The sequence below is a fragment of the Rhizobium sp. CFBP 13726 genome, from assembly GCF_014841925.1.
GTDB lineage: Bacteria > Pseudomonadota > Alphaproteobacteria > Rhizobiales > Rhizobiaceae > Neorhizobium > Neorhizobium soli.
On the sequence record NZ_JACYUU010000006.1, the window covers coordinates 231,239 to 255,581 of the forward strand.

General features: G+C 61.5%; 23 protein-coding genes. 9 read left to right on the top strand and 14 right to left on the bottom strand.

Annotated elements, in window-relative coordinates:
• Positions 1 to 43: 43 nt before the first annotated feature.
• The 3 genes from IFT66_RS21875 to IFT66_RS21885 all read right to left on the bottom strand — a co-directional run bounded on the left by IFT66_RS21875 (position 44) and on the right by IFT66_RS21885 (position 3,136).
• Complete coding sequence (locus tag IFT66_RS21875) at positions 44 to 511, bottom strand: HPr kinase/phosphorylase (RefSeq protein ID WP_192078923.1); 468 nt, start codon at positions 509 to 511, stop codon at positions 44 to 46.
• Positions 508 to 2,298: a stimulus-sensing domain-containing protein gene (locus IFT66_RS21880; protein WP_425503250.1), complete on the bottom strand. Its 1,791-nt coding sequence runs from the start codon at positions 2,296 to 2,298 to the stop codon at positions 508 to 510. Before IFT66_RS21880 ends, IFT66_RS21875 begins: the two co-directional genes overlap by 4 nt.
• Positions 2,299 to 2,410: 112 nt before the next feature.
• On the bottom strand, positions 2,411 to 3,136 hold the full coding sequence (locus tag IFT66_RS21885) for a response regulator transcription factor (protein ID WP_092665285.1): 726 nt from the start codon (positions 3,134 to 3,136) through the stop codon (positions 2,411 to 2,413).
• Positions 3,137 to 3,483: 347 nt separating this feature from the next.
• Here IFT66_RS21885 and IFT66_RS21890 point away from each other — a divergent pair, with 347 nt between their 5' ends.
• The 3 genes from IFT66_RS21890 to IFT66_RS21900 all read left to right on the top strand — a co-directional run bounded on the left by IFT66_RS21890 (position 3,484) and on the right by IFT66_RS21900 (position 6,273).
• Positions 3,484 to 5,094 carry a phosphoenolpyruvate carboxykinase gene (locus IFT66_RS21890; RefSeq protein WP_192078924.1) on the top strand — a complete coding sequence of 537 codons (1,611 nt, stop codon included), beginning with the start codon at positions 3,484 to 3,486 and terminating at the stop codon, positions 5,092 to 5,094.
• Positions 5,095 to 5,200: 106 nt separating this feature from the next.
• Positions 5,201 to 5,635, top strand: a complete 435-nt coding sequence (arfB, locus tag IFT66_RS21895) for an alternative ribosome rescue aminoacyl-tRNA hydrolase ArfB (RefSeq protein ID WP_192078925.1) — start codon at positions 5,201 to 5,203, stop codon at positions 5,633 to 5,635.
• A gap of 26 nt (positions 5,636 to 5,661) precedes the next feature.
• Entirely contained in the window at positions 5,662 to 6,273 is a 612-nt protein-coding gene (locus IFT66_RS21900) for an alpha-ketoglutarate-dependent dioxygenase AlkB family protein (RefSeq protein WP_192078926.1), read from the top strand.
• Positions 6,274 to 6,313: 40 nt separating this feature from the next.
• Here IFT66_RS21900 and coaA read toward each other — a convergent pair whose 3' ends face one another.
• The 7 genes from coaA to hisB are packed head-to-tail and all read right to left on the bottom strand — an operon-like array spanning position 6,314 to position 10,945.
• Entirely contained in the window at positions 6,314 to 7,315 is a 1,002-nt protein-coding gene (gene coaA / locus IFT66_RS21905) for a type I pantothenate kinase (protein WP_192078927.1), read from the bottom strand.
• Positions 7,312 to 7,635, bottom strand: coding sequence for a phosphoribosyl-ATP diphosphatase (locus IFT66_RS21910; protein ID WP_192078928.1), 324 nt, complete (start codon positions 7,633 to 7,635; stop codon positions 7,312 to 7,314). The genes coaA and IFT66_RS21910 overlap by 4 nt, the downstream gene beginning before the upstream one ends.
• A 24-nt stretch (positions 7,636 to 7,659) precedes the next feature.
• A complete protein-coding gene (gene hisF, locus IFT66_RS21915) occupies positions 7,660 to 8,436 on the bottom strand; it encodes an imidazole glycerol phosphate synthase subunit HisF (RefSeq protein WP_174197331.1) in 777 nt (258 codons plus the stop codon).
• Positions 8,433 to 9,176: a 1-(5-phosphoribosyl)-5-[(5-phosphoribosylamino)methylideneamino]imidazole-4-carboxamide isomerase gene (hisA, locus tag IFT66_RS21920; protein ID WP_062463004.1), complete on the bottom strand. Its 744-nt coding sequence runs from the start codon at positions 9,174 to 9,176 to the stop codon at positions 8,433 to 8,435. The genes hisF and hisA overlap by 4 nt, the downstream gene beginning before the upstream one ends.
• 1 nt (position 9,177) lies before the next feature.
• Complete coding sequence (gene hisH, locus IFT66_RS21925; protein ID WP_192078929.1) at positions 9,178 to 9,828, bottom strand: imidazole glycerol phosphate synthase subunit HisH; 651 nt, start codon at positions 9,826 to 9,828, stop codon at positions 9,178 to 9,180.
• A complete protein-coding gene (locus IFT66_RS21930) occupies positions 9,828 to 10,316 on the bottom strand; it encodes a DUF2628 domain-containing protein (protein ID WP_192078930.1) in 489 nt (162 codons plus the stop codon). Before IFT66_RS21930 ends, hisH begins: the two co-directional genes overlap by 1 nt.
• Before the next feature lie 20 nt (positions 10,317 to 10,336).
• Positions 10,337 to 10,945: an imidazoleglycerol-phosphate dehydratase HisB gene (hisB, locus tag IFT66_RS21935; RefSeq protein ID WP_062463073.1), complete on the bottom strand. Its 609-nt coding sequence runs from the start codon at positions 10,943 to 10,945 to the stop codon at positions 10,337 to 10,339.
• Positions 10,946 to 11,158: 213 nt separating this feature from the next.
• Here hisB and hslV point away from each other — a divergent pair, with 213 nt between their 5' ends.
• The 5 genes from hslV to IFT66_RS21960 all read left to right on the top strand — a co-directional run bounded on the left by hslV (position 11,159) and on the right by IFT66_RS21960 (position 17,947).
• Positions 11,159 to 11,686, top strand: a complete 528-nt coding sequence (gene hslV, locus IFT66_RS21940; protein ID WP_062463013.1) for an ATP-dependent protease subunit HslV — start codon at positions 11,159 to 11,161, stop codon at positions 11,684 to 11,686.
• A gap of 74 nt (positions 11,687 to 11,760) precedes the next feature.
• On the top strand, positions 11,761 to 13,068 hold the full coding sequence (gene hslU / locus IFT66_RS21945; protein ID WP_062577159.1) for an ATP-dependent protease ATPase subunit HslU: 1,308 nt from the start codon (positions 11,761 to 11,763) through the stop codon (positions 13,066 to 13,068).
• A 199-nt stretch (positions 13,069 to 13,267) separates the two neighbouring features.
• Positions 13,268 to 14,203: a DUF1402 family protein gene (locus tag IFT66_RS21950; protein WP_192078931.1), complete on the top strand. Its 936-nt coding sequence runs from the start codon at positions 13,268 to 13,270 to the stop codon at positions 14,201 to 14,203.
• Positions 14,204 to 14,246: 43 nt separating this feature from the next.
• Entirely contained in the window at positions 14,247 to 15,650 is a 1,404-nt protein-coding gene (locus IFT66_RS21955) for a cytochrome P450 (RefSeq protein WP_192078932.1), read from the top strand.
• A 122-nt stretch (positions 15,651 to 15,772) separates the two neighbouring features.
• Positions 15,773 to 17,947, top strand: a complete 2,175-nt coding sequence (locus IFT66_RS21960; RefSeq protein WP_192078933.1) for a malate synthase G — start codon at positions 15,773 to 15,775, stop codon at positions 17,945 to 17,947.
• 75 nt (positions 17,948 to 18,022) lie between these two features.
• Here the strand turns inward: IFT66_RS21960 and IFT66_RS21965 are convergent, their stop codons facing one another.
• The gene (locus IFT66_RS21965; RefSeq protein WP_113167228.1) at positions 18,023 to 18,706 is read right to left on the bottom strand and encodes a L,D-transpeptidase; all 684 of its coding nucleotides are present in this window, start codon (positions 18,704 to 18,706) and stop codon (positions 18,023 to 18,025) included.
• A 188-nt stretch (positions 18,707 to 18,894) separates the two neighbouring features.
• Here IFT66_RS21965 and IFT66_RS21970 point away from each other — a divergent pair, with 188 nt between their 5' ends.
• Entirely contained in the window at positions 18,895 to 19,383 is a 489-nt protein-coding gene (locus tag IFT66_RS21970; RefSeq protein ID WP_192078934.1) for an MmcB family DNA repair protein, read from the top strand.
• Between the two features lie 9 nt (positions 19,384 to 19,392).
• On the opposite strand, the gene IFT66_RS21975 is transcribed toward IFT66_RS21970, so the two are convergent.
• The 3 genes from IFT66_RS21975 to hrpB all read right to left on the bottom strand — a co-directional run bounded on the left by IFT66_RS21975 (position 19,393) and on the right by hrpB (position 23,986).
• Positions 19,393 to 19,968 carry an ActR/PrrA/RegA family redox response regulator transcription factor gene (locus IFT66_RS21975; protein ID WP_192078935.1) on the bottom strand — a complete coding sequence of 192 codons (576 nt, stop codon included), beginning with the start codon at positions 19,966 to 19,968 and terminating at the stop codon, positions 19,393 to 19,395.
• Positions 19,969 to 20,035: 67 nt separating this feature from the next.
• Positions 20,036 to 21,361, bottom strand: a complete 1,326-nt coding sequence (locus tag IFT66_RS21980; RefSeq protein ID WP_192078951.1) for an ActS/PrrB/RegB family redox-sensitive histidine kinase — start codon at positions 21,359 to 21,361, stop codon at positions 20,036 to 20,038.
• Positions 21,362 to 21,487: 126 nt separating this feature from the next.
• The gene (gene hrpB, locus IFT66_RS21985) at positions 21,488 to 23,986 is read right to left on the bottom strand and encodes an ATP-dependent helicase HrpB (protein WP_192078936.1); all 2,499 of its coding nucleotides are present in this window, start codon (positions 23,984 to 23,986) and stop codon (positions 21,488 to 21,490) included.
• Positions 23,987 to 24,343: the final 357 nt, after the last annotated feature.

Sequence of the window (24,343 nt, forward strand, 5' to 3'; positions counted from 1 at the left end):
GTCCGCATCAAGTTCAAGTTAAAAAATCGCGAGCCGGATTGGGTCAGAAGGGTCGCTCCCCTCGAAATGCCGGGAAAAGGCCGGAAAGCGCGGAAAGTGGCTCCGGAAAGAGCGACCATAATCTCACCAGTGGAATGTCTCCGAGACCCGAAAGCGCGAAGCGCTCGTTGTCCGGCGGATACCGTTCGTCGTTCGGAGACGACAGGACGCGCACGGCAAGATCGAGGGCAGCTGACGGGGCGGAGTCTACTTCGACAATGCCACTGCCGCGCAATTCGATGAGGCCGGCGATCGTCTGCGGCCGGTGTGCGACGAGGCGATCATTCTCGCGCGAGACGAACACCTGATCGTCGGCCACCAGCGCCGCAAAGACGCCCTGGCGTCTGGCGGCACTCAGACAGGCAAACGCCAGCATGGATTTACCGCTGCCGGAAGGACCGGTGAAGAGGATGCCGCGGGTCCCGACGACGATCGCCGTTGCATGGATATTGACCCGTTGCGTATCGCTCATGGCTCTTCGCCCGACGGAAGCGACAGCGTGAAGCGCGCGCCCTTAAGCGTCTCCGTCTGCGGATCGACAAGGTTTTCCGCCTGCAGCGAGCCGCCATGCGCCACGGCGATCTGACGGCTGATCGACAGTCCCAGGCCCGAATTCTGGCCGAAGCTCTCGCCATCGGGGCGATCGGTGTAGAACCGCTCGAAGATGCGATCGATGTTCTCGGCCTGAATGCCCGGACCGTTGTCATCCACGGTGACGACCACCTTGTCCTTGACCCGGGCGAGGCGGATGGCAATGCGCCCGCCTTTTTCCGGCACGAAGGAGCGGGCATTTTCGATAAGGTTGGTGATGATCTGGCCAAGCCGCAGGTCGTGGCCGTTGACGAGGTAATTCGGTTTCTGCCCGCCCTTCGCGTCGATGACCAGATCGATCTCGACCGGTTTGCGGCCGGTGCGGATCTGTCTGGAAATATCGACGAGGTTGCCGAGCAGCGTATCCATGCCGACAGGTGCCGAATCGGTCCGGGCAAGCTCCGCGTCGAGCCGGGATGCATCGGAGATATCGCTGATCAGCCGGTCGAGGCGGCGGACGTCGTGGAAAATGATATCGGTCAGTTTCTGTTTCGAGGCCTCGGACTTGGCGAGCGGCAGCGTCTCGACGGCGCTGCGCAACGACGTCAGCGGGTTCTTCAGCTCATGGCTCACGTCGGCTGCAAAACTTTCGATCGCGTCGATGCGGTCGTAGAGCGCGTTGGTCATGTCGCGCACCGCGATCGAAAGGTTGCCGATCTCGTCCTGGCGGTAGGAGAAGTCCGGGATCTCTTCACGCTGCTTGGCGCCGCGACGCACCCGAACGGCAGCGGCCGCAAGCCGGCGCAGCGGATTGGCGATGGTGGACGACAGAAGCAGCGACAGCAGAATGTTCACAAGCGTTGCGACGCCGAAGACGCGCATGATCGCCAGCCGCTCCGCATGCACGATCTTGTCAATGTCGCCGGCTTGGGTCGACAGAAGCAGAACGCCGAGCACGGCACGGAACCTCTGGACCGGGACTGCGACGGAAACGATCAGTTCGCCGCGATCGGTAATGCGCACCACCGCGCCGCGAACGCCGGTGAGCGCGTTCATCACTTCCGGATAGATCGAGCCATCGCCGCCGGGCGCTTCCTTGTAGGTCGGCAGGTTGCCGGGCTGCAGCATGCGGTTGAACAGGCCGGCAACCCATTCGCTCCAGGTCTGCGACTGGTCTTCAACCGGCGGCAGATCGAAGCGCAGCACCTGGCCGCGCGAATAGAGGTGGCGGGAATCCAGCAGCAGATTTGCGTCCGCATCGAATAGCCGGGCACGGGTGCGGGTCGGCGAGATCAGCCGCCGCAGCACGGGCGCCACGCGTTCGGGGTCGATCGGGAAATCGAGGTCCTCGTCGTTCGGCACCGGCGTGATGCTCTGGCCTGCCTGCAGTTCGAGAAGTTTCTGCGGATCGATGGTGATCGAATTGGTATCAACGGAGGCCGAGGCAGAGATTGCGCCGGCAATGATTTCACCCTGGGTCAGCAGGCTCTCGACGCGGGCATCGATCAACCCCTCGCGAAACTGGTTGAGATAGAGGATGCCGGCGACGAGAACGACGGTCGCCGCGATGTTGAAGAACAGAATGCGGCGGGTGAGGCTGGAAAACACCGCGTGGCCGAACACCCGGCGAATGAGCGTGAACGGTCGCGACCAGAAGCGCCGTGAGGCGCGGCGTATTCCGGCACTCGCGGGTCTGGTCGTTCCGGTTTCATGCAATCGGTCTGCCACGTGCAGTCCTTCCAGAGAGCTTACAGTCTAAGCCCTGTGCCGCGGTGGCTTCAAGTTACGCATCCGCACGATCGAATTTTTAGAGGCTCCCGGGTCTCGGAGCTGGCAACCGTTACGCAGCCTCGCGGAATCGGTAGCCAACGCCGTACAGCGTCTCGATCATGTCGAAATCCGTGTCAACCATCTTGAACTTCTTGCGCAGGCGTTTGATGTGGCTGTCGATGGTGCGGTCGTCCACATAGACCTGTTCGTCATAGGCGGCATCCATCAGCGCGTCACGGCTTTTCACGACGCCCGGACGCTGCGCCAGCGAATGCAGGATCAGGAATTCCGTCACCGTCAGGGTGACCGCTTCGCCCTTCCAGGTGCACGTGTGGCGTTCCTGGTCCATCGCCAGCTGGCCGCGTTCCAGTGTGCGGGCCGCCAACTGGTCCGGGGTCGGCTTGACGCCGCCACTTGCCTGCTGGGCTTCGCGTGCGCTGGAACGGCGCAGGATCGCCTTCACGCGCTCGACCAGCAATCGCTGCGAGAACGGCTTGGTGATGAAATCGTCTGCGCCCATCTTGAGCCCGAACAGCTCGTCGATCTCTTCATCCTTGGAGGTGAGGAAGATCACAGGCAGATCGGATTTCTGTCGCAGGCGTCGCAACAGCTCCATTCCGTCCATGCGCGGCATTTTGATATCGAAGATGGCCAGGTGCGGGGGGCGGGCGATCAGCCCGTCGAGCGCGGAGGCGCCATCGGTATAGGTTTCGACCTTATACCCTTCGGCTTCCAGTGCAATCGACACCGAAGTCAGGATATTGCGGTCGTCATCTACGAGCGCGATTGTCTGCATTCTCTCCGTCTCCATCGTCATATAGGCGCATCTCCTGGATGTCCCCAGCCAGAATTGGCGAAAGCCATGCGCTTCTTCAGTATAAAGGTGGAACAAATTGTGGCAACGCCAAGAGGCGCACGGTCGGTAGGGACCTTTGTCCCAATGAGCCAAACACAGTCTGCAGGTCGTGAAAGACACGCAGAAACGGCGAACAGAAAACCCTCGTAAACCGATTTAATCGAGAATAAAATTTTTTAAATCGATTAAATAACTGATATTATTACGCTATTTCAGAATTATCTTGCCCTTTTTAAAAACCCGCTCTAGGTTCCGCGCAGGTTCAATCCACAAAAAGGAGCGCGCGTATGGAGCAGTTTGGACTTCACAACCCATCGAACGGGCTCGCAGACATCGGTCTCGGCAATGCATCGCGTGTGAATTACAATCTCAGCGAAGTCGAGCTTTACGAAGAAGCGATTCGCCGGGGCGAAGCCGATCTGACGATCGACGGCGCGTTGAGGGCTCGCACCGGACAGCATACCGGCCGGTCGCCCAAGGACAAATTCGTCGTCCGCGACGCGGGTACCGAAGACAAGATCTGGTGGGACAACAACAAGCCGATGTCGCCCGAGCACTTTGCCGTGCTGAAGGCTGACATGCTGGCCCATGCCAGCGGCAAGACCCTGTTCGTCCAGGATCTGATCGGCGGCGCCGATGAAGCAAACGCGCTTCCGACCCGCGTCGTCACAGAGCTTGCCTGGCATGCGCTGTTCATCCGCAACCTCCTCATCCGCCCCAAGCGCGATACGTTGCAAGGTTTCGAACAGAAGCTGACGATCATCAACCTGCCGAGCTTCAAGGCCGATCCGGCCCGTCACGGCTGCCGCTCCGAAACCGTGATCGCCTGCGATCTGGAAAACGGCCTCGTGCTGATCGGCGGCACGTCCTATGCCGGCGAAAACAAGAAGTCGGTCTTTACCGTTCTGAACTATCTCCTGCCGGCCAAGGGCGTGATGCCGATGCATTGCTCCGCCAATGTTGGCAGCGAAGGCGATACCGCCGTGTTCTTCGGCCTCTCGGGCACCGGCAAGACCACGCTTTCGGCCGACCCGACCCGCACGCTGATCGGTGACGACGAGCATGGCTGGGGCGAAAACGGCGTCTTCAACTTCGAAGGCGGCTGCTACGCCAAGGCGATCAAGCTTTCGGCAGAAGCCGAGCCCGAAATCTACGCGGCAACCCGCCGTTTCGGCACGGTCCTGGAAAACGTCGTTCTCGACGACAACCGCATTCCCGATTTCGACGACAATTCGCTGACGGAAAACACCCGCAGTGCCTATCCGCTGCATTTCATTCCGAACGCATCGGAAACCGGTCTCGCGCCGCATCCGAAGACGATCATCATGCTGACGGCAGATGCTTTCGGCGTGATGCCGCCGATCGCAAGGCTGACCCCGGAACAGGCCATGTACCACTTCCTGTCCGGCTACACCGCCAAGGTGGCGGGTACGGAGAAGGGTGTGACGGAGCCGGAAGCGACGTTCTCGACCTGCTTTGGCGCGCCATTCATGCCCCGTCATCCGGCTGAATACGGCAACCTCCTGAAGGACCTGATCGCCAAGCATGGCGTCGATTGCTGGCTGGTCAACACCGGCTGGACGGGCGGCGCCTACGGCACCGGTCGTCGTATGCCGATCAAGGCCACCCGCGCGCTTCTGGCCGCAGCCCTGAACGGCAGCCTCAAGGATGCCGAGTTCCGCACGGATGCCAATTTTGGCTTTGCCGTTCCGGTCGCCGTCGACGGCGTCGAGACCTCGATTCTCGACCCGCGTTCGACCTGGTCCGATGGCCAGGCCTACGACAACCAGGCAGCCAAGCTGGTCTCGATGTTCATCAAGAGCTTTGAGAAGTTCGAAGACCATGTCGATAGCAAGGTCCGCGACGCAGCACCTGGCCTGAAGATCGCCGCCGAGTAATCCTTTGGTCCCAGCTGGACCTTAAGGATTCACGTGGAACATTATAGCCGTCGGCTCTCCTTGAGCCGGCGGTTTTCTTTTGCTCCGGTTTGTGGGAAATACGGCCATGGCCAGCAATCCTCTCGAGATCAACACCCGCATCACCATCGCCGGATGGGAGCTCACCGAGCAGTTCGTGCTGGCGGGCGGTCCGGGCGGCCAGAACGTCAACAAGGTCTCGACGGCGGTCCAGCTGTTCTTCGATCTCGTCAATTCCCCGTCGCTGCCCGAACGGATCAAGGAAGCCGCGATCAAGCTCGCCGGCCGGAAAGTATCGAAGGACGGCGTGCTGATGATCGAGGCCAACCGGTTTCGCAGCCAGGAGCGCAACCGCGAGGATGCGCGCGAGCGGCTGAAGGAACTCATCCTCAAGGCCGCCGAGCCGCCACCACCACCGCGCCGGAAAACCAAGCCCACCAAAGGCTCGGTCGAGCGGCGGCTGAAAGCAAAATCCGGCCGCTCCGATGTGAAGAAGATGCGTGGTAAGCCCAGCGGCGACTGACCGCGCAGGTCCACGGAGGGAATCATATGGCGACTTTGGCAAACGGCATCCGGCATCTGCCCGACTATCTGGACCGGAGCGCACAGGAGCGGCTCGTCGAGGTCATCCGCGGCATTGTTGCCGATGCACCGCTCTATATCCCGGCTATGCCCGGCACGGGCAAACAGATGTCAGTCAGGATGACGAATTGCGGCGCGCTCGGCTGGGTAACGGACAAGGAGCGTGGCTACCGCTACCAGGATGTCCATCCGCAGACCGGCCGACCATGGCCAGCCATTCCCTCGGAACTGATGGAGCTCTGGGAAACCCTTGCCGGCTACGACAAGCCGCCGGAGGCCTGCCTCGTCAATTTCTATTCCGACGACGCGAAGATGGGCCTGCATCAGGACAAGGACGAATCAGACCTTAAGGCGCCGGTCCTGTCCATCTCGCTCGGCAATACCTGCCTGTTTCGGGTCGGCGGGGTCGACCGCAAGGATCCGACGGGTTCCTTCAAGCTCTCGAGCGGCGATATCGTGGTGCTGGGTGGGGAAGGGCGGCTGGCGTTTCACGGGGTCGACCGGATCTATCCCGGCACGTCGACACTTCTCAAGAATGGCGGCCGCATCAATCTGACACTGCGAAGGGTCAATAGCTGACGATCGAAGATCCATCGTGTGATGGGTATCGATCGACAGCCTACAGTTTTCTCAGGGCTACCGTCTCGATGAAGTGATCGCGACCCTTGCGCAGAATGATATCGGCGCGGGGCCGGGTCGGGATGATGTTCTGGCGCAGGTTCTTGAGGTTGATGTTTTCCCAGAGCCCTTCGGCGACGGCCATCGCCTCCGCTTCGCTGATCGCCGCATACTTGTTGAAGAAGGATGTCGGCTCACGAAACGCCGTCTGTCGCAGTTTCATGAAGCGCTGGACGTACCACTGGTGGATCTGCTCCTCGTCGGCATCGATATAGATCGAGAAGTCGAAGAAGTCAGACACGATCGGCACGATCTTGCCATCAACAGGCAATGCGCGCGACTGCAGCACATTGATGCCTTCGAAGATCAGGATGTCAGGACGGTCCACCAGCGTGTATTCGCCCGGCAGCACGTCATAGGTCAGATGCGAGTAGCGCGGTGCCTTGACGTTTTTCTCGCCGGCCTTGATCGCCGACAGAAACCGCAGGATCTGGCCGATATCGTAGCTTTCCGGAAAACCCTTGCGCTGCATCAGGTCTTCACGCTGCAGGACAGCGTTGGGATAGAGAAATCCGTCGGTCGTGATCAGATCGACCTTGGGACTTGCCGGCCAGCGGGCGAGCAGCTCCTTCAGCACGCGCGCGGTGGTCGATTTGCCGACCGCGACCGAACCGGCAACGCCGATGATGAACGGGGTCTTAGATACATCCGGAAGGGTCAGAAACCGGTTACGCTGCCGGTAAAGCCGCTGCGAGGCCTCGACATGGGTCGAAAGCAGGCGCGACAGCGACAGATAGATGCGCCGGACTTCGTCGATGTTGATCGGGTCGTCCAGAGAGCGCAGCCGGGCGATTTCCTCGGCCTTCAGCGTCAGCGGCGTATCGGCCCGGAACTTCGCCCATTCCTCGGCCGTGAAGTGGTGGTAGGGCGAGTAGTATTCCGAGTTCACACCGCTCTCAGGGATATCCACATCATGCTTTTCAGGCGTCGAAACGATGTTCATGAAGGAGCTCGGCTCGCCTTTTCCTGCAGGCCTGTCTGGCCTGTCCTGCGCTGAAGTTCGGCGAGCACATCCTGCAACGGGATGTCGGCAATGTTCAATACGACCATAAGATGATAGAGAAGGTCGGCACTTTCCGACACGAGATCGTTGCGGTCCTGCGCCACCGCGGCGATCACGGTTTCCACCGCCTCCTCGCCAAGCTTCTTGGCGGCCTTGGTCTGTCCGGCCGCCACAAGCTTCGCAGTCCAGGATTCCTCCGGCGGGGCTTTCGCGCGCTGCGCAACGATCTTCTCGAGATCGCCGAGGGTAAATTCACTCAAAACCGTCTCCTCCCGTCCCGAATGTCAGTCGAGCCGCATAGCAATGCCATGGTCGGCCATATAGCGCTTTGCCTCGCCAATCGAATAGGTCCCGAAGTGGAAAATCGAAGCGGCAAGAACGGCCGTGGCGTGGCCCTCTTTCACGCCCGCAACAAGATCGTCGAGCGTGCCGACGCCGCCCGAGGCGATCACGGGAACGCGAACCGAATCGGCAATCGTGCTGGTCAGCGCCAGATCGTAGCCGATCTTCGTGCCGTCGCGGTCCATCGAGGTCACGAGCAACTCGCCGGCGCCGCGTTCCACCATCTTTCGCGCAAACTCGACGGCATCGATCCCGGTTGCCGTGCGGCCGCCATGGGTGAAGATCTCCCAGCGGTCGCTCTCGCCGGCGGAGGACACCCGCTTGGCATCGATCGACACGACGATGCACTGGTTGCCGAACTTGTTGGCAGCTTCGTAGACGAAATCCGGATTGTTCACGGCAGCGGAGTTGATCGAAACCTTGTCGGCCCCAGCCAGCAACAGCTTGCGGATATCGGCAATGGCGCGAACGCCGCCGCCGACGGTCAGCGGCATGAAGCAGTGTTCGGCGGTGCGCGCGACGACGTCGAAAATCGTGTCGCGATTGTCTGACGAAGCAGTGATGTCGAGGAAGCAGAGTTCGTCGGCACCGGCAGCGTCATAGGCTTTTGCGGCCTCGACCGGATCGCCGGCATCGATCAGATCGACGAAGTTGACGCCCTTGACGACGCGGCCGTCCTTCACGTCGAGACAGGGAATGACACGGGCCTTGAGGGTCATGCGGCTTCTCCTCTCGCGGCGCGAATCAGCGAAAGCGCTTCGTCAGGATCGATCCGGCCGTCATAGAGCGCTCGCCCGGAAATCGCGCCTTCGAGACGGGCCGCATCCGGCTGCAGCATGCGGTGGATATCGTCCATCGAGGCAAGCCCGCCCGACGCGATGACGGGAATGGAAACTGCATCCGCCAGTTCCAGCGTCGAGGCCCAGTTGATGCCGGCGAGGATCCCGTCGCGGTCGATGTCGGTATAGATGATTGCCGAAACACCAGCGCCTTCAAATTTCTTGGCAAGCTCGATCACGCCCAGCTCGGACGCTTCCGCCCAGCCTTCCACCGCCACTTTGCCACCCTTGGCATCGATGCCGACGGCGACCTGGCCCGGAAACTTCTCGCATGCCTCGATGACGAGAGCAGGATCTCGAACCGCGACGGTCCCGAGAATGACACGCGCCAATCCGCGGCTAAGCCATGCCTCGATATGCTCGAGCGTCCGGATGCCGCCGCCGAGCTGGACCGGGTTCTTCGTTGCCTTCAGGATCGCATCGACGGCCGCGCCGTTGACGCTTTCGCCGGCAAAGGCGCCGTTGAGGTCCACCACATGCAACCACTCGAAACCCTGGTCCTCAAAGGCCTTGGCCTGGTCGGCCGGGTCCGGATTGTAGACGGTCGCCTGCTCCATGTCGCCAAGCTTGAGGCGCACGCACTGGCCGTCCTTGAGATCGATAGCCGGGAAAAGAATCATGTTAGGGCTTCCAGCGCAGGAAGTTGGAAATCAGGGCGAGGCCGAGTGTCTGGCTCTTTTCCGGATGGAATTGCGCCCCCACCATGTTGTCGCGTCCAACGAAGGCCGTCATCGCGCCACCGTATTCCGTCGTGGCGATGACGTCGGAAGGGTTTGCGGCGGCGAGATGGTAGGAGTGCACGAAATAGGCGTGCAGTCCGTCCGGTCCGGTCGGAATGCCATCGAACAAAGGATGCGGGTTGACGAGCTCCAGCGTGTTCCAGCCGATCTGCGGGATCTTCAAGCCGGGATCGGACGGCGTCATCTCGACGACGTCGCCCTTGATCCAGCCGAACCCTTCGCTGGTGGTCTTTTCGAGCCCGCGCGAGGACATCAGCTGCATGCCGACGCAGACCCCGAGGAAAGGGCGTGCGTTTGTCTCGACGGCCTCGATCAGTGCCTCGTGCATGCCGGAAACGGCATCGAGCCCGGCCCGGCAATCGGCATAGGCGCCGACGCCAGGAAGAACGATGCGATCGGCCGTGGCCACGGCGTCGGGCTTGTCGGTGAGGTCGATTTCAGCGTCGATGCCGGCCTCGCGGGCGGCGCGTTCGAAAGCCTTGGTGGCGGATCGGAGATTGCCGGATCCGTAGTCGATGATTGCGACGCGCATCAGCGTCCTCCGTGATCGAAAAGTCCGGCGCCGGAACTTTGCCATCCGGCAGCGGCGGGGAAAGGGGTGTTCGTCTGTGGCGCCCACTCGGAAAGACTAGGCATGGCCTTCGGTTCAGGCTGCGGCAGATTGGAGAAATACATTTCCTCGGCCGTGCTTCTGTCCTGCGCAAACACGACAGTTTCGAGCGTGTAGCCCCGGCGCTGCAGCGACTGCGAATAGAGATGCCGGCCTTCCAGCGCAACGATGAGGTTCATCGCAAAGCCGAGCAGCCAGCCACCGATCGCAAAACCCGGCATGGTCGAAAGAATGCCGCTGCCGATCTGGATGACGAGGGCGACCGCGCCGGCAATCCACATCCGGTGCCAGAACAGCCAGATCCAGGAAAGCAGGAATGCCGGCCAGGAAAAGCCGTCCGGCATGATGATGGTGGAACGGTGCTCCCTGTCGGGGCCATTTTTCGGCGTCAGAACGAGATAGCTTCTCAAGGATGAAACTCCTGGAAGCGTCAGGCAAGCGTACCCTTGGTCGAAGGAACGCGATTGGCCTGCCGCGGATCGATTTCTGTCGCGATGCGCAACACGCGCGCCACGGATTTGAAGCAGGTCTCGGCGATATGATGGTTGTTGGCGCCGTAATGGTTGAGAATATGCAGCGTGATCCCGGCATTCTGGGCCAGCGCGTTGAAGAATTCCCGCACCAGTTCCGTATCGAACGTGCCGATCTTCGGTGCCGAAAAGGAAACGTTCCAGACCAGGAATGGCCGGCCCGACACGTCGACCGCAGCTTTCGTCATCGTTTCGTCCATGGCGAGATCGAGCGAGGCATAGCGGGCAATGCCGCGCCGGTCGCCTAGCGCCTTGGAAATGGCCTGGCCAATCGCGATGCCGGTGTCTTCCACCGTATGGTGATCGTCGACATGCAGGTCACCCTTTACGTCGATCTCCATGTCGATCAGCGAATGGCGCGACAGCTGGTCCAGCATATGGTCGAAAAACCCGACGCCCGTCGAAATCTTCGACGTGCCGGTGCCGTCAAGATTGACGGAAACCGAAACGGAGGTCTCGTTGGTCTTGCGGGAAACGCTTCCCGTACGTGTGGCTGTCGTATCGCCCATCAGGTCACCCATGCTTATTATGCGCGCTCCATATCAGGCGGCAGATCAAATATCCAGCAAAAGCACGGCCGAAGCGCGGCCGGTACGCTGTGCCGTTTCGGCAAGATTGTATTCGGCGGATGCCCACTTACATAGGGCTCAACGGAGCCGCCATGAACGTCGCTGGGGCTCGCAATCGAAGGCGCCCTCCAGGGGCTTTTAGAGGTATATGGAATGACAACGATTATTACGGTCCGAAAGGGCGGCAAGGTGGTGATGGCCGGTGACGGTCAGGTGAGCCTGGGCCAGACGGTGATGAAGGGCAATGCCCGCAAGGTGCGCCGAATTGGCAAGACCGGCGATGTGATCGCCGGGTTCGCCGGCGCCACTGCGGATGCCTTCACGCTTCTCGATCGCCTCGAAAAGAAGCTCGAGCAGTATCCCGGCCAGCTGATGCGCGCCGCCGTCGAACTTGCCAAGGACTGGCGCACCGACAAGTATCTGCGCAATCTCGAGGCGATGATGCTGGTTGCCGACAAGTCGATCACGCTCGCCGTCACCGGCAACGGCGATGTGCTGGAGCCCGAACACGGCACGATCGCCATCGGCTCCGGCGGAAACTACGCCTATGCGGCTGCCCGCGCGCTGATGGACACGGACATGTCGGCCGAAGAGGTTGCCCGCAAGGGGCTCGATATCGCGGCCGATATCTGCGTCTACACCAATCACAATCTCGTCGTCGAAACGCTCGACGCCGAATAACGCCATCCAAGCCAGAGGATCTCTCACGGGCCGGGCCTGACAGGACGGTTGACGAGGGACGCCAAGAGGAACTCATGACCAATTTTTCTCCCCGGGAAATCGTTTCCGAGCTCGACCGCCACATCATTGGCCAGCACGACGCCAAGCGCGCCGTTGCCATTGCGCTTCGAAACCGTTGGCGCCGTCATCAGCTGGACGAAAGCCTGCGTGACGAAGTCATGCCGAAGAACATCCTGATGATCGGGCCGACCGGCGTCGGCAAGACGGAGATCTCTCGTCGCCTTGCAAAGCTAGCCGGCGCTCCCTTCATTAAGGTGGAAGCCACCAAGTTCACCGAGGTCGGCTATGTCGGGCGTGACGTCGAACAGATCATCCGCGATCTCGTCGAGATCGGCATCGGCCTGATCCGTGAGAAAAAACGCACCGAAGTGCAGGCGAAGGCGCAGGCAAGTGCCGAGGAGCGCGTGCTCGATGCGCTCGTCGGATCGACGGCCTCTCCTGCCACCCGCGACAGTTTCCGCAAGCGCCTGCGCAGCGGCGAGCTTGACGAGAAGGAAATCGAGATCGAGGTGGCCGACACCAGCTCGGGCATGCCCGGCTTCGACATTCCCGGCATGCCGGGCGGCAATATCGGCGTTCTCAACCTCTCCGACATGTTCGGTAAGGCGATGGGTGGGCGCACCAAGAAGGTCAAAACCACCGTTGCCAAGTCCTACGGCGAACTGGTGCGCGACGAATCCGACAAGCTGATCGACAACGAGGTGATTCAGCGCGAAGCGGTGCGTTCGGTCGAGAATGACGGCATCGTGTTCCTCGACGAGATCGACAAGATCGCTGCCCGCGACGGCGGCATGGGTGCCGGTGTTTCACGTGAAGGCGTGCAGCGCGACCTGTTGCCGCTCGTCGAAGGCACCACGGTCTCGACCAAATACGGACCGGTAAAGACCGATCATATCCTGTTCATCGCCTCCGGTGCCTTCCATGTGTCGAAGCCATCGGACCTTTTGCCGGAACTCCAGGGCCGTCTGCCGATCCGCGTCGAGCTGAAGCCGCTGACCAAGGAAGACTTCCGCCGCATCCTGACGGAAACCGAGGCAAGCCTGATCCGGCAGTACAAGGCGCTGATGGGCACGGAAGATCTGGCGCTCGACTTTACCGATGACGCGCTCGACGCGCTGGCCGATGTCGCGGTGCATCTCAACTCCACCGTCGAGAATATCGGTGCTCGCCGGTTGCAGACGGTGATGGAGCGCGTGCTGGACGAGATTTCCTTCACCGCGCCCGATCAGGGCGGCACGGCGATCACGATCGATGCCGAATATGTCCGCAAGCATGTCGGCGATCTCGCCAACGATACCGACCTGTCGCGTTACATCCTCTGACCTTGAATTCGTGGCAGCCGGGCAACGACCGGCTGCTGCTCGCCTTGGCAGTGACGCTATTTTGAATGCCACTCTCTCGACATTACAGCATCTCTTCACGTAAGGGTGACGCGCTTTCGTGATGCGCCGTTCTCCACCGCCTGACTGTTTCGGCGTCTGGAGCGTTATCGGTGCAGACCGTAATTGGGACACGACAATTTTGAAACGCCTCCTGCTTGCATTTCTGATGACCGTCGCATGGACGGCCGCTTCCACGACCTACGCGGCCGCGGTAACCGTGGTGCCGGAAGGCAATCGCAATACGGTGCAGCCGAAAGTGCCGGGTGCCTCCGTGCGCCGAACCCGTGCCGGTCGCACCACGTTCGACGACAAGTATGAAAAGATCCGCGATCTGCTCGCAACCGACAAGAAACTGATCGGCAAGATCAGGTCTGCAGCATCGGCCTATGGCTTCGATCCGATCCATATCGTCGGCGCGATCGTTGGTGAGCACACCTACAATGTCGATGCCTATGACCGGTTGCAGACCTATTACATCAAGGCCGCCGCCTATGCCGGCAACAGTTTCCGCTTCGGCTACGACGACGAATCGATCAAGGATTTTCTCGACCGCCCGCAATTTGCAAAATGCAGCACGGGGCTCGACTCCTACCGTCTCTGGACCTGCCGGGAAAATGTCTGGGAAGACGCTTTCCGGGGACGCAAGGTCGATGGCAAGGCGTTTCCGGACAATCGTTTCAGCGCGGTCTTCTTCCAGCCCTTCTATGCCGGCCAGACCTTCGGCCTCGGCCAGCTCAATCCGCTGACGGCGATGATGTTTTCAGACACCGTCGCCCGCGTTTCCGGTTACCCGAAGCTGGACGAAAACAAGGCATCGGAAGTCTATGACGCTATCATGGACCCGGACAAGTCGCTGGCCTACATGGCGGCCAACATCCGCCGCTCCATCGACGACTACAAGACGATTGCGAATGTCGATATCTCCCGCAATCCCGGCATCACAGCCACTCTCTATAACACCGGCGGCTCGGCACAACGGGCGGCAGCCTTGAGGGCGCGCGGCGGGTTGCCGGAAGAGAATTATTACGGCTGGCTGGTCAACGATAAGATCGCCGAGTTGAAATCGCTCTTCTGAGTTCTGATATGTTCTTCATCTCTTAAAGATGAGGACCCTTCATATGGACATGCGCCCCGAACCTTTCGTGCCACCGGCACCGGAGCCGCGCACTGTCCCACCGTCGCGGCTGGAAGTCATCCGCACCGTGATGCGCAATCCCCTCGAACTGTGGGGAAAGCCGTCCTACACGCTTCCCTGGATCGAGACGAAGTTCCTCAAGGAACGCACCCTCATCGTCAACGATCCGGGCCTTATCCGGCACATTCTTGTCGATAATTCTGCTAATTACGAGATGTCGGAGATCCGTCAGCTCATCCTGCGGCCGATCCTGCGTGACGGGTTGCTGACGGCGGAAGGGCCCGTGTGGAAGCGCTCGCGCAAGGCGATGGCACCGGTGTTCACGCCGCGCCACTCCCGCGGTTTTGCCGGCCAGATGCTGGCGAAGTCGGAGGAATATGTCGAGAAGTATGAGGCCGACCATCCCTCGGGCGCTGTCCACGACATCTCTGTCGACATGACGGAACTTGCCTTTGCGATTCTTTCGGAGACGCTGTTTTCCGGCGAGATCGTCACCGAAAGCGAGAAATTTTCCGATGACGTCGACAGCCTTCTGCATCGCATGGGCCGCGTCGATCCGATGGATCTTATGCGTGCCCCGCCTTGGGTGCCGCGCCTGACGCGGATCGGTGGCCAGCGCGTGCTGGACAAGTTCCGCAAGGTCGTCGCCGATACCATGATCCAGCGCCAGAAGCGGATCCGCGAGACGCCGGATGCCGTACCGCAGGATTTCCTGACATTGCTGCTGCAGCTCGAAGGGCCCGACGGCCTGACGATGGCCGAAATCGAAGACAATATCCTGACCTTCATCGGCGCCGGCCACGAAACGACGGCGAGGGCGCTCGCCTGGACGCTGTATTGCGTCGGCCAGTCGCCGCATGTGCGCGATGCGATGGAAACGGAGATCGATCAGGTCTTGGGCGAAGGGGCCGAACCGGTCGACTGGCTGGAGAGAATGCCCTGGGTGAGGGCGGCTTTCGAGGAAGCGCTGCGGCTCTATCCGCCGGCGCCCTCCATCAACCGCGCGGCAATCCGTGGCGATCGCTGGACCAGCCCGACAGGCGAGACCGTGACCATCGATGCGGGCGTCACGGTTCTCGTCATGCCATGGACGCTGCATCGGCATGAACTCTACTGGGAAAAGCCGCGTGCTTTCATGCCCGAACGCTTCCTTCCGGAAAACCGCGGCAACATCAATCGCTTCCAGTACCTGCCGTTTGGGGCGGGGCCGCGCACTTGTATCGGTGCGGTCTTTGCCATGCAGGAAGCGGTGATCGCGCTTGCCGTGTTGATGAAGAGCTACCGGTTCGATGTGGTGCCGGGCACCAAAGTCTGGCCGGTTCAAAAGCTTACCACCCAGCCGCAGGACGGAATACCGATGAAGGTCACCCGGCGGCGCTCCACGTGAAACACCTCTTGAGGGTGGTCCATATCGGCCCATGATTTCATGGTCGATGGCATCGTCGGCGATTGACAGACAAGGTCTTGCGGGCAATCTGCATCTCACCAAAAAATCATACGGGAGGCTGCATGACTCGCATCGAAAAAAACGGACTGCAGATCGATCAGAAGCTGCACTACTTTCTGGTTACGGAAGCTCTGCCAGAGACCGGTATTGATGCCGACCATTTCTTCGCCGAGTTTTCCGCGATCGTTCACGACCTTGCGCCGAAGAACCGGGCGCTTCTGTCCAGGCGCGATGCGTTTCAGCTCGAGATCGACGAGTGGTACCGCAAGCACGGTGCACCGAACGACCTGGCTGCCTACGAGGAATTCCTGCGCGAGATCGGCTATCTTCTTCCCGAAGGACCCGATTTTAAGGTCTCGACGGAAAACGTCGATCCGGAAATTGCCGGCATCGCTGGCCCGCAGCTCGTCGTCCCCGTGATGAATGCACGCTATGCACTGAACGCCGCCAATGCCCGCTGGGGTTCGCTCTATGATGCGCTTTATGGCACGGACGCCATCCCGGAAGCCAATGGTGCCGATAAGGGCAAGGGCTACAATCCGGTCCGCGGCAAACAGGTGATTGCCTGGGTGCGCGACTTCCTCGATCAGTCGGCTCCGCTTTCCGGCGCGAGCTGGAAGGATGCAGCCTCCTTCAAGGTGGAAGATGCCGCCCTGTTCGTGACGCTGTCGAACGGCGAGGTGACAGGCCTGACCGATCCGACGCAGTTTGCCGGCTATCTGGGCGAACCGAACCGGATCCTGCTTGTGCGCAACAACCTGCATGTCGAAATCGTCATCGATCCGGCAACCGCGATCGGCAAGGACGATCCGGCCCATATTTCTGATGTGCGAATCGAATCGGCGATCACCACAATCATGGACTGCGAAGATTCGGTCGCCGCTGTCGACGCTGAGGATAAGGTTGCCGTCTATCGCAACTGGCTCGGCCTGATGAAGGGCGATCTCGCGGAAGAGGTTGCCAAGGGTGGCAAGAACTTCCTGCGCACGCTCAACCCGGATTTTGACTATACGGCGCCCAATGGCGCAACCGTCGAAGTCAAAGCCCGCTCGCTGATGCTGATCCGCAATGTCGGCCACCTCATGACCAACCCGGCCATTCTCGACCGCGACGGCCATGAAGTGCCCGAAGGCATCATGGATGCTGTCGTCACGGCGCTGATCGCCATCCACGACATCGGTCGCAAGGATGGCGGCATCACCGGCCGCCGCAAGAATTCGAAGCTCGGCTCCATGTATGTGGTCAAGCCGAAGATGCACGGGCCGGAAGAAGTGGCCTTCGCAGCCGAGATCTTCACGCGCGTCGAACAGGCGCTCGGCCTTGCCGACAATGCCATGAAGATGGGCATCATGGACGAAGAGCGCCGCACCACGATCAACCTCAAGGAAGCGATCCGCGCCGCGAAGGAGCGCGTCGTGTTTATCAACACCGGCTTCCTCGACCGCACCGGCGACGAGATCCACACCTCGATGGAAGCCGGCCCGATGATCCGCAAGGGCGACATGAAGCAGGCAGCCTGGATTGCGGCCTATGAGAACTGGAATGTCGATATCGGCCTCGCCTGCGGGCTGTCCGGCCATGCACAGATCGGCAAGGGCATGTGGGCGATGCCGGATCTGATGGCGGCGATGCTCGAGCAGAAGATCGGTCACCCGAAAGCGGGCGCCAACACCGCCTGGGTCCCGTCGCCGACGGCGGCGACGCTGCATGCCACCCATTATCACACGGTCGATGTCGCCGAGGTCCAGAAGGGGTTGAAGACCCGTACCCGTGCCAAACTCTCCGATATCCTGTCGGTGCCTGTCGCCTCGCGGCCGAACTGGACGCCGGAAGAAATCCAGCGCGAACTCGACAACAATGCGCAGGGCATTCTCGGCTACGTCGTGCGCTGGATCGACCAGGGCGTCGGCTGCTCCAAGGTGCCGGATATCAACGACATCGCGCTGATGGAAGACCGGGCGACCCTGCGCATCTCGTCGCAGCATATGGCCAACTGGCTGCACCACAAGCTTGTCACCGAAGAGCAGATCGTCGAGACGCTGAAGCGGATGGCGGCAGTGGTCGATGGCCAGAACGAAGGCGATCCGCTCTATACGCCGATGGCAGCTAACTTCGAAGCCTCGGTCGCCTTTCAGGCAGCGCTCGAACTGGTGCTCAAGGGTCGCGAACAGCCGAACGGCTATACCGAACCGGTCCTGCATCGCCGCCGGCTGGAACTCAAGGCAAAGGCCGGCTGATCCGGCCCGTCGCTCAGACACAAAAAAGCCGCCGGGAAATCCTCGGCGGCTTTTGCATTTTCAGGCGTTGAACCCTTACTGGATCACGACGACCTTGGTGTTGCGGCCCGGACGGACGCGGCTGTAGAGGTCGATCACGTCCTGGTTCATCAGACGGATGCAGCCCGACGAAGCGGCGGTGCCAATCGAGGCCCATTCCGGCGTTCCATGCAGGCGGAACAGCGTGTCCTGGCCCTTTTCGTTGAACAGATACATGGCGCGTGCACCAAGCGGGTTCGACAGACCGGGGCCCATGCCGTTTTCGACATAACGGGCGATGTCCGGCTTGCGCACTGCCATTTCCTTCGGCGGATGCCAGTTCGGCCATTCCTGCTTCCAGGCAACATAGGCGGTACCCGACCATGCGAAGCCCTGCTTGCCGACGCCGATACCATAGCGCATCGCACGACCACCCGGCAGGATGAAATAGAGATGACGCTCGCGGGTGTTGACGATGACCGTTCCCGGCCGCTCATTCGTCTCGTAATTGACGACCTGGCGAACGAACTGCGGCTTCACCCGGTTGATCGGGATCGCCGGCAGGGTGTAACCTGCATCGGTGATCGACCCATACGAATCGGTAAAGATCTGCGCCGTCTCGATACGGACCGGAGCTTCGGCCTGGGCGACCGTCCGGGGTGTGTCGGACGTAGTGGAGCAGCCGGCCAGGGCAGAGGTTGCCAACAGGCCGAGTGCGAGCATGCTGTTGCGAAAGCGCATGGATGTCTCTTGATGTACGAATCGATTGAAATGGGCGCTCAGGCGCCTTCGGACCCGTTATTTTCCATAGCGCAGCACTTGGCAAGCGATAGCAGTGAGCCAGGGGATCGCGCTTCCACGAATGCAAAAGGCAATGTCCTTTTTGCAACATCCGTAACCCCCCGGAGGGGCTGTGACAGGTCAAGTGCATGACGATATTGAATATTGCCAATAATAACCCGCTGGTCGACGGCCGTCAGTCGTCGCGGGCCATGATGGTCCGCCGCGGCATGCAGATCCTGCTCCACGACATGCGGCATGCCATTCTTCCGGAAATGGCGCTTTCCAACGGTCGCCGCGCCGATCTCATAACGGTATCGGAGAAGGGCGAGATCTGGATCATCGAGATCAAGACCTCCATCGAGGACTTCCGGGTCGATCGCAAATGGCCTGATTACCGCGCCTCCTGCGACCGGCTGTTTTTCGCCACCCACAAGGACGTGCCGCTCGATATCTTTCCGGAGGATTGCGGCCTGTTCCTCTCCGATGGCTACGGCGCGCACCAGATGCGCGAGGCGCCGGAACACAGGCTGGCGCCTGCATCGCGCAAGTCGATCATGCTGAATTTCTCGCGCGTTGCCGCACGAAGGCTGATGCTGGCCGAATGGGCGACCGGCAAGAGCTTCGACGACATCTGACGGCGCGACTTACTTCGGTGCGCGCTTGGCAAGGATCCGCTGCAGCGTGCGACGATGCATGTTCAGCCGCCGTGCTGTCTCGGAAACATTGCGCTCGCAGGCCTCGTAGACGCGCTGGATATGTTCCCAGCGCACCCGATCGGCAGACATCGGGTTCTCGGGCACATCCGCCTTTTCGCCCGGGCGCTGCATCAAGGCGTTGAACACATCGTCCGCATCCGCAGGCTTGGACAGATAGTCGAGCGCTCCAAGCTTAACAGCCGTCACCGCGGTCGCGATATTGCCGTAGCCGGTCAGCACCACGATCTTGGTGTCCGAACCGGACTTCTGGATGGCTTCGATCACGTCGAGACCGTTGCCGTCACCCAGCCGCAAATCGACCACGGCATATTTCGGCGGCCGGGCTTCGGCCTTGGCGATCCCTTCGGCGACCGATTCCGCTGCATCCACGATAAAGCCGCGGCTTTCCATGGCGCGCGCCAGGCGGCGCAGGAACGGGCCGTCGTCATCGACGAGCAGCAGGAACGGATCGTCCCCAAGCTGGGGATCCTCGAGTGCCGGAATGGTTTCAGAATTCGTATCCATCGTCTGTCTCCACGGACAACGGTCCGTTGCTGCACTTCAATATGGGTCGCGTTGGCAAAGCGGCCACTCATTTTATCGCCGGCCGGTCCATCAGGCTGCGCGGCCATTCGATCCGGATCCGGGCGCCTGCCTTGCCGGCATCGCGGTTGCCGAACTTGAGCGATGCCCCCGATCGCTCAAGCAGCGTCTTGGCGATGAAGAGCCCGAGCCCGAGCCCACCCGCGCTTTCGTCTTCGCGAGACCGCGTGGTCATATAGGGCTCGCCGATATGGGCGAGTATATCCGGCGCATAACCGGGACCATCATCCTCGATCGTGATGGCGACCCGCGACGCGGTGTGTTCGGTGGTCACCGTGACCTTCTCTCTGGCATAATCGACGGCATTCTCGACAAGGTTGCCGAGACCATAGAGGATGGCCGGGTTGCGGTTGCCGACCGGCTCGCCGGCAATGTCGCTCTTTTCGATGATCTCGACATCGATGCCGAATTGCCGATGCGGCGCAATCACTTCCTCGATCAGCGACGACAGCGGCAGACGCCGCATATGCTCCTCGCTCTCGGTCGAAAGCGATGTCAGCCGGCGCAGGATATCGCGGCAGCGTTCGCTCTGGCTGCGCAGCAAAAGCACGTCCTCGCGAAACCGGTCGTCTTCGCGCAGGTCGCGCAGCATTTCCTTGGCAACGACGCTGATCGTGGCAAGCGGTGTTCCAAGCTCGTGCGCGGCCGCGGCCGCCAGCCCGTCGAGCTGCGACAGGTGCTTTTCCCGCTCCAGCACCAGTTCGGTTGCGGCCAGCGCATCCGCCAGAAGCGCCGCCTCGCTCGAGACCCGGTAGGCATAAAAGGCGGCAAACATCATCATCGAGGCGATCGCGCACCAGACGCCGATCTGCATCACCGGCTGCGTCTCCAGCGTCTGGCCCGCATACCAGGGCACGTCGAAGGGCGAAAAGGCGATGGTGGTGGTGCAGATCAGGGCAAACACGATCAGCATGATCGAATGGCGCAAGGGTTGCGAGGCAAACGAAATGATCACCGGCACGCAGATCAGCGGCGCGAAGGGATTGGCAAGGCCACCGGTGATAAACAGCAGCGAGGCCATCTGCAGCAGATCGAAGCCCAGAAGCGCAATGACGGACCGCGGTCCCAGCCGATGCGTCGCTGGAAACCAGGCCGAGAGGGTAAGGTTCGCCACGGCAAGCGCCGCGATCAGGATTGCCGCCTCCATCAGGGGCAGCGGGAACTGCAGCACTAACGCGACGATCACCACCGTTGCCGTCTGTCCGGCAACCGCAAGCCAGCGCAGCCGCACCAGCGTCTGCAGGCGCATCCGCCGGCTGGATCGGCTGCGCACCGCATCGGAAAGGGCGATGACGCCGCTTTCGCTGGTCGCCATCTCGTCGCCGGACATGTCTCTGGTCGCCATCTCTTCTATGTCCCGCTTTCCGCTTCGACTGTCACGACGCTTTTCATAGCGCGCCGCATCTCGTGGTCGCAGGCGGCATTCTGTCACGTCTGCCTATCATGTCCCGCGCGGTTTCGCCCGCGCCGTCGGCAGAGCTTCTGCCGGATCTTCCGGCCACGGATGTTTCGGATAGCGTCCGCGCATGTCGGCGCGCACATCCTTCCACGATCCTGACCAGAAACCGGGCAGGTCTCTTGTCGTCTGGATCGGCCGGTGCGCCGGCGATGTCAGTTCGAGCAGCAGCGGCAGGCGCCCGCCCGCTACAGCCGGATGGGTCTTCAGCCCGAACAGTTCCTGAACGCGGATCGACAGGGTCGGCTCGTCTCCGTCGTAGCGGATCGGATGCCGCTGTCCGGTCGGCGCTTCGAAATGCGTCGGTGCCAAGCGTCCCAGATCCTGCAGGATGTCGTAGGGAACAAGCGAGCGCAGTCCTTCCGAAAGACTGCCGGGCTGGATCGCGTCGATGCCGGAGGCCTGTCCCTGAAACGGAACGAACCATTCGGCAAGCCGGTCCAGCAGTGCTGCGTCATCCATGTCAGGCCAGGGCGCACCGATCGTCCGGTGGAGAAAGCCGAGCCTCTCGCGCAGCTGCGCGCCGTCCTTGGAAAACGGCAGGACCTGAAGGCCCAGCTCCCGCACACCCTCGGCAAGTGCCAGGGCAGCGGCTTCGCCCGTCTTGCGGGGCAGCGGCTTTTCCTCAAACACGATGGCGCCAAGCCGCGTCACCTTGCGGGCCCGCAGCTTCAGGCTCTGGCGGTCGAACACCGTCTCGTCCTGGCGGATGATCAGATCGTCGAGCTCGGCCTCGATCTCGGCACGACTGGTTTCGGCCGCCGCAAGGATCCGGGCTTTGACGGCCCGGCCGGAGAGATCGGCGATGACAAGCATCGGTGCACCCGCAAGCCGCTCGGTTTCAGGCAGTTCCGCCCCGCGGCCGTTTGCCATCACGAACCGGCCACGCCCGCCGCGCTGGATCGCCACCCGGTCCGGATAGGCGTGCAGCAGAAGCTGGCCGGCTGTCGCTGGCAAACCCGGTTGCGTCTTGAGGGGCAGGCCGGAAGCGATCCGGTCCGCAAGCCGCCTTGCCGCGTCGGCACGCTCGCCTCTCTCATTGCGAAACCGTCTCAACCTCTCGTCGAGATCCACATCCGATCCGCCAAGCCCCTGTTCGGTCAGGAGCACGGCGAGCAGGCAGGCCTGCCGGCCATGACCGTCGTCCGCCGCCGAGATCGTCATCGCCGCAAGCCGCGGCGGCAGCGCCATGTCGCGCATGGTCTTGCCCCGCGCCGTCAACCGTCCTTGTTGGTCGAAGGCCCCAAGCTGGGTGAGAAGGCTTTTCGCCTCCTTGAAGGCCGCCGCGGGCGGCGGATCGAGAAACGCCAGCGATGCCGGATCCTCCACGCCCCAATGGGCAAGGTCGAGGACGAGGCTAGAGAGATCGCTCGCAAGGATCTGCGGTGGCGTGAATGCGGGCAGGGCCGCGGTCTGGCCGGCATGCCACAGACGGATAGCGATACCCGGTTCGGTTCGCCCGGCGCGTCCGGCACGCTGATCGGCCGAAGCGCGCGAGGCCCGAACGGTCTCCAGTCTGGTAATGCCGGTCGAGGGCTCGAACACCGGCAGCCGCTGCAAACCGCTGTCGATCACGAGGCGCACCCCGTCGATGGTGATCGAGGTCTCGGCGATCGAGGTCGCGAGCACGATCTTGCGCTGTCCGGCAGGGCAGGGCCGGATCGCCAGATCCTGATCGCGCTGCGAAAGATTGCCGTAAAGCGGCACCACCAGCGTTTCCGGCCCGAAACGTCCCTGAAGTCGTTCAGCCGTGCGCAGGATTTCCGCCTGCCCCGGAAGAAAGGCAAGGATCGACCCGGTTTCCGACCGGTGCGCTTCAATGATCGCGCGCGAGACCGTATCCTCGATCCGCTCGCCCGCCGGCCTGTCCTGATGGCGGATCTCGATCTGGTGGCCTCGTCCCTCGCTGACGATGACAGGAGGATCGGAAAGCAGCCCGGCAACGCGCTCGACATCGAGCGTCGCCGACATCACGAGGACGCGAAGGTCTTCCCGCAGCGCCGACTGGACATCGAGCGCCAGTGCCAGCCCGAAATCCGCATCAAGCGACCGTTCGTGGAATTCGTCGAAGATGACAGCGGAAATGCCCGCAAGTTCGGGATCGTCGAGCACCATGCGCGCGAACACACCTTCGGTGACCACCTCGATCCGGGTTGCCGCGGAAACCCGGTTGTCGAGACGCATCCGGTAGCCAACGCGACCGCCCACCTCTTCTCCCATAAGAGAGGCCATGCGTGCTGCTGCGGCGCGCGCCGCAAGCCGCCGCGGTTCAAGCAGGATGATTCTGCCCCCGCACCACGGTTCAAAGAGAAGTGCCAGCGGCACCAGTGTCGTCTTGCCGGCGCCGGGTGGCGCGGAAATCACGGCCCGGTTGCCGTCACGCAGCGCCGACAGAATCTGAGGAAGCACATCCGAGACCGGAAGCTTCGGCAGCCTCGCGATGAGGGCCGCACCTGACGATGCAGAAGGCAATGAAGCAGACATTCCAGAACTCGCTTTTCGATGCTCTCTATATAGAGACAGATACGGGCCACGACGCGGGCGCTAGCCCTCGAAGACCGGATAGGGCAACCAGGGAAGTTGGGCTGGGACGGACCTCTTCTAGCAATCCGTCCTGACATAGGAATAGCCACTTCCGCAAAGAGAGGATGCTCCACCACAACTGCCCGCTTTGTCATCACTGCCCAAATTCTATGCCGTATCAGTGGCTTCCGAGGGGTTGTGAAAGAAAAATGACATTTTTGAAAAACCCCTGTTGACTTGTTCTGGGCCTCGGATCTATAACCCGCTCACTGAACGAGGGCGGCGGCGCTGCTAGCGACGGACTTCTTCGTTTCGGTG